Here is a 5,162-nt window from a genome sequence, read left to right as displayed (position 1 = left end):
GCATCGCCGCCGACGCGCTGCGCTTGCGCCTGGCGCAGGCCGAGCTGGACCTGGCGCCGGTCGGCACGCTGCACGGGCTGTGCCGGCGCATCCTCACCGACTTCCCGTTCGAGTGCGGCAGTGCCTTTCGCCTCGGTGAGCTGGTGCCCGGCCGCGCGCTCGACGACGAGCTGATCGACGACCTCTGGCGGCAGCTCGTCCAGTCCGCCGGCGAACTCGCACCTGGCGACCTGGCCTGGTGGCGGCAGGGCCTGGACAAGCTGCGCCGTGCCCTGCGTGCGGTGATGAGGCCCGGCGTGCGCGTGCGGGTGGAAGCCGACGAGGACGTCACTGCGCTGATGCAGCCGGCACACGCGCAGGCGATCCGCGACTGGCTCGGTGCCGAGACGCAGTTCAAGAGCAAGGCCAGCGTGCTGCCCAAGGCGCTCAGGCAGCTCGCCGACTACCTCGAAGCGGGCGAGCGCACCAGCGCATTGCCGAAGAAGGTCGCCGAGGACCTGGACAAGCCGCTGGAGAGCCAGCTCAAGCCGCCGTTTGTCGAAGCCGCCGCGTCGAGCGAGCTGCTTGCGTTCGCCCGGCAGGCGGCGCGCGTGCTTGCCGACCCGGACCTGCCGGCCCGCAGCGCCACGCTCGCGCGTTATCGCGACAGCTTGCTCGCACGCCGCGAGGAGCGCCTGCGCGAACGCGGCCAGCTCACCTTCGACGAGCTGATCGCCCAGGTGCACCGCGCGCTGGCCACCCGCGGCGGCGTACTGGCCGACCGGTTGTTCCGCGAATGGCCGGTCGCGCTGGTGGACGAATTCCAGGACACCGACCAGCAGCAGTACGCCATCCTCGACCGCATCTACCGTGACGACGAGGGCGCCTCGCGCGGGCGGCTGGTGATGATCGGCGACCCCAAGCAGGCGATCTACCGCTTCCGCGGCGGCGATATCCACGCCTACCTCGGCGCCGCCGCGAGCGCCGATGCGGTGCTGCATCTGGACCGCAACTTCCGTTCCTCCGAAGCGCTGGTGCAAGGCTTCAACGAGCTGTACGCGCTGGCCGGGCCAGCGCTCTCGCAACAGCCCACAGGCGCGATCACCTACGAGCCGGTGAGTGCCGGACGCGCCGCGCGGCCGTTGCTCCATCGTGGCGAACCGGCGGCCCGGCCGCTCGCGCTGCACCTGTGCGCCGAGGTGCCGGCCAACAAGGACGCGCGCATCGCCTTCGCGCTGGATGCCTGCGCCAACCATGTCGCGCAGCTGCTCGCGGGCGACTGGCAGATCGGCGACAAGCCGCTGCGCCCGGGCGACATCGCCGTGCTGCTGCCGACCAACGACCACGTCGCCAGCCTGCGCGACCGCCTGCGCGAGCGCCAGGTGCCGTGCGTCGGCGCCGGCCGCAGCAGCGTGTTCGCCACGCCGCTGGCGCGCGAGCTGCAGGTCGTGCTCTACGCGATCGGCCAGCCGGGCGACGAGGGCGCGCTGCGCGCCGCGCTGGCCACGCGCCTGCTCGGCGTCGGCCTGGCCGAGCTGGCAGCGCTGCGCGGATCGCCCGACGACTGGCTGCGCCACGAGCAGCGCTTCGCCCAGTGGCACCGGCAGTGGCGCCAGGAAGGCGTGCTGGCGGTGGTGCAGTCGCTGCTTCACGACGCCGCACCGGCGCTGCTGGCCACGCCCGACGGCGAACGCGCGCTCACCGACCTGCGCCACCTCGGCGAACTGTTGCAGCAGGCCGAGGACGAACACCCGGGCACCGAGCAGCTGCTGGCATGGCTCGCCCAGCAACGCGGCGGCGAGGACACGGCCCGTGACGATGCGGCGGAGGAGCAGCAGCTGCGCATCGAGTCCGACGCGCGCCGGGTGCGCCTGATGACGCTGCACGCCAGCAAGGGCCTGGAATTCCCGCTGGTGCTGCTGCCGCTGATGTGGGCGCAGGAAGGCCGCGAGGAAAAACTGCCGTTGCGCTACGACCCGGCCAGCGGTGGGCGCGAGCTGGCGCTGGGCGGGCCTGCCCACACGGCCGCCGGCGACGAGGTCGCCATCGAAGACCAGGACGAACGCTTCCGCGTGCTCTACGTGGCGCTGACCCGCGCCGAACTCGCCTGCCACGTCTACGTGCTCGATCCGCAGCGGCCGGCCAACGGCAACGTGAAGCGCCCGCCGGCCGATCCTTCGCGTTCGGCGCTCGATGCCACCGCCGAGCGGCTGCTTGCCGCAGGCGTGGCGAACGCGCGGCATCTGGCCTGGCTGCCGGACGGCTGGTCGTGGCCCTATCCGGCCGCCCCCGTCGCCGCGCCGGCGGCGAGGCAGGTGCGACAGGCGCTCGTGCCGCCTTCATCGCGCCCGATGCAGCAACTGCACAGCTTCTCGACGCTGGCCCGGGTCGAGCACGCCGGTGCGATGGAGGAACAGGCGGCCAGCGACGAAGCGGCCACTGGCGAGGCGTCCGATGTGCCCGACGAGGCCGTCGTCGACATGCTGCCTGCAGCCGTGGCGGGCGAGCCGGCGTTGCTCGCGCTCGCCGGTTGGCGCGGCGCCGAGTTCGGCAACGCGATGCACGCGGTGTTCGAGCATCGCGAGGTCGGCGTGCCGGTGACCCAGCAGCACGCGCTGGTCGCCCGCTGCCTGCACGAGGCGGGCGTGCGCCGCGGCGACGAACCGGCCGAGGTGCTGGTGCGCCGGCTGGCCGCGCGGGTGCAGGCCACGCTCGATGCGCCGCTGGCGCCGGGCCTCGTGCTGGGCGCGCTGCCGGCCTCGGCGCTGCGCGCGGAGATGGCGTTCCACTATGTGCTCGACGCCGTCTCGCTTGACGCGTTGCGCGATGCATGCGCGCGGCATGGCGAACCGACGCTGGTGCCGCATGCGCCGACCAGCGTCCTGCGCGGGCTGATGACCGGCAAGATCGACCTGGTGTTCGAGCATGCCGGACGCTTCCACGTGCTCGACTACAAGAGCAACTGGCTGGGCGAGCGTCTGGACGCCTATGCGCCCGAACGACTGCCGGCCGCGATGGACGCGCACCACTACCGTTTCCAGGCGCTGCTTTACGCCGTGGCGCTGGACCGTCTGCTGCGCCAGCGCCTGCCCGGCTATCGCCGCGAGGCGCAGCTGGGCGAGGCGATCTACCTGTTCGTGCGCGCGGTCGGCCTGGCGCCGGGTGCCGGCGTGTGGCGGCAGCGTTTCGACGATGCGCTGCTGGACGACGTCGGCCAGGTGCTCGGCGCGCGGGTGGGGGAGCCGGCGTGACGCCCGCGACTTTTCCGGGAAGCAGGCCGAGGTTGCTCCCTCTCTCCCCGGAGAAGAGGGAGATGCGGTCGGCCGGGAGCTTGCGATGAACCTGTTCGATTTCCGCATGCTTACCGACGAGCCGGCCGAGACGCCCTGGCGCGCACTGGACCGCACGCTGTGGCGCTGGGTGCGCGCGCACGGCGGCTCGCCGCGGCTGGCGACGTTGGCCGCGTGGGCGTCGTTCGCCGACGGTGCCGGCGATACCGCGTTGCCGTTGCTGGGCGACGAAGCAGGCCGCCACGGCCTGGAGCCGCTCGATCGCACGGAGCTCGATGCGTTGCGCGGGGAGACGCTGGTCGGCGAGGGCGCCGGAGCCACCCCGTTCGTGCTCGATGCCGCCGGTCGCCTGTACCTGCGGCGCAACTATGCCGACGAGCTGGCGGTCGTCGCGCTGGTCCACCAGCGCCTGCGCGCGGGCCCACCGGGTGCGGTGTCCGACGCGGCGCTGGACGTGCTGTTCCACGGCGAGCGCGACGAGGCGGTGCAGCGCCAGCGTGAGGCCGTGCGCGGCGTCGCCGGGCGCCGGCTGTTCGTGCTCACCGGCGGGCCGGGCACCGGCAAGACCAGCACCGTGCTGCGCATGCTGCTGATGCTCCAGCGCCAGGCCGCGCAGCCGCTGCGCATCGCGATGGCCGCGCCGACCGGCAAGGCGGCACAGCGCCTGCTGCAGTCGCTGCGCGCCGGCAAGCAGGGGCTGCTCGACCATCCGCACGCGCCGCTGCCGGCGGACTGGCAGCCGCTGCTCGGGCGCATTCCCGACACCGAGGCGCTGACCCTGCACCGCCTGCTCGGCTACAGCCCGCGCAGCAACCGCTTCACCCGCGACCGCGAGCATCCGTTGGCGGCCGACGTGGTGGTGGTCGACGAGGCCTCGATGGTGGACCTGGGCCTGCTGCGCGCGCTGCTCGAAGCGGTGCGGCCAGAGGCCACCCTGGTCCTGGTCGGCGATGGCGACCAGCTCACCTCGGTCGCGGCAGGCTCGGTGCTGATGGACCTGGTCGCCGTGCTGGAGGCCGAGTGCTCGCCTGCGCTGGTGCGGCTGGAACACAGCTTCCGCGCCGAGCGGCCGCTGGTATCGCTCAACCGTGCCGTGCGCGCGGGCGACGTGGCGGCGCTCCAGGCGACTTTCGGCACGCAGGTTCTGCAGCAGCCGATGGCCGGCGGTGCGGCCTTGCGCCATGCGATCGAGGCGTGGGCCGACGAGCTCGCGGCGTTGCCGCTCCACCCGACGCTGCCGCTTGCACAAGGCGACGCTGCCGATCCCGCGCAGGTGTCCGCGGCGCTTGCCGCGCTGCACGCGCTGGGCGGTCGCCAGTTGCTGTGCGCGCTGCGCGAAGGCGAGTTCGGTGCGCTGGCCGCCAACGCGCTGATCGAGCAGCGGCTCAAGCGCCGCTGGAACGTGGCGGCCGACCGCGTGTGGTATCCCGGCCGCGCGGTGCTGGTCACGCGCAACGACTACGCCAGCCGGCTGTTCAACGGCGACGTCGGCCTGTGCCTGGCCGACGCGGACGGCCGCCTGCGCGTCTGGTTCGAAAGCGCGGGCAGCGACGGTGCGGCCAGCGCGCGCAGCTTCAGCCCGGGCGCGCTGCCGGCGCACGAGGGCGCGTTCGCCATCACCATCCACAAGTCGCAGGGCTCCGAGTACGCGCGCGTGGCGGTGCTGCTGCCGCCTGATCCCGCCCATCGCATCCTGTCGCGCCAGCTGCTCTACACCGGCGTGTCGCGTGCCCGCCGGGTGGTCGAGCTGTGGGCCGGCGAGGCGACGCTGCTCGCGGCGTTGGCGCGGCCGGTCCGTCGTGCCGGTGGACTCGCCGACCGGCTCGCCGGCGAACCGGCGGACGACGCGCCCCGCCCGCTCTCGCTGCTGTCGCGTTGCGGTGCCGGGTGCAG

Annotated in this window: 2 protein-coding genes; both read left to right on the top strand. The window is 73.5% G+C overall.

Going from position 1 to position 5,162, the window contains the following annotated elements; translation table 11 throughout:
* On the top strand, nucleotides 1–3,230 hold a 3,230-nt coding region (locus HOQ08_RS08205; protein ID WP_291193162.1), incomplete at its 5' end, for a UvrD-helicase domain-containing protein.
* Nucleotides 3,231–3,315: 85 nt separating this feature from the next.
* A partial coding sequence (gene recD / locus HOQ08_RS08200; protein ID WP_291193160.1) for an exodeoxyribonuclease V subunit alpha occupies nucleotides 3,316–5,162 on the top strand: 1,847 nt, incomplete at its 3' end.

The sequence above is a fragment of the Frateuria sp. genome (genome assembly GCF_013362045.1).
Lineage (GTDB): Bacteria > Pseudomonadota > Gammaproteobacteria > Xanthomonadales > Rhodanobacteraceae > Frateuria_A.
The sequence above is the reverse complement of the archived record's forward strand: the minus strand, read 5'-3'. Positions and strand labels throughout refer to the sequence as shown.